The sequence below is a fragment of the Pseudoalteromonas sp. CO348 genome, assembly GCF_004208845.1.
Classification (GTDB): domain Bacteria; phylum Pseudomonadota; class Gammaproteobacteria; order Enterobacterales; family Alteromonadaceae; genus Pseudoalteromonas; species Pseudoalteromonas maricaloris.
In genome coordinates this window covers 1-518 of the sequence record NZ_SGPI01000059.1, presented here as the reverse complement: position 1 = coordinate 518, position 518 = coordinate 1, and the positions used below count along the sequence as shown (strand labels likewise).

Here is a 518-nt window from a genome sequence, read left to right as displayed (position 1 = left end):
ATGAATATTTTTGCAGCCAAAGACATACAACTTGGCAGTGTTAAAAGCGCAATTCGACTACTTACCAATAAAACCTTTATTGCCAGCGCCAAACAGCAACTGGCACTGGAGAGTAAAAAGTCGGTGATTGCTGATGCAGCAACTAACCTAGACGTCACTGCCAATCAAATTGACGTCAGCGCCGAACAAAATATCACCCTTAAGGCGGGTCGCAGCCATCGCAGTGTTATCCAAAGTGATATCAACCTCAAGGCAGACAACAATCTCACCATCACCGCCCCAGCGGGAAGTCAAATCATTCAAAGCCAAGGCAACATCACAGTAAAAGGCAGTGGCTCTGGCAACCTCACTCTTGCCAATGGCGGCAGTGAAATCAGCATTGACTCAAGTGGTAACGTCAACATCTTTGCAGACAAGTTACTGACCTTAAAAGGCAAAGCCATGGCTGTGTTTGACGGCAGCATGGAGCAAGATATTGGCAGCAAACAAAGCGCCACTATGCCGAGTGTACCGCAAAT

Annotated in this window: 1 protein-coding gene; it reads left to right on the top strand. The window is 46.9% G+C overall.

The genetic code is table 11. The features are described from left to right. Positions 1 to 518: hypothetical protein (locus EXT48_RS23985; RefSeq protein WP_240703441.1), on the top strand; the 518-nt coding region annotated here is incomplete at both ends.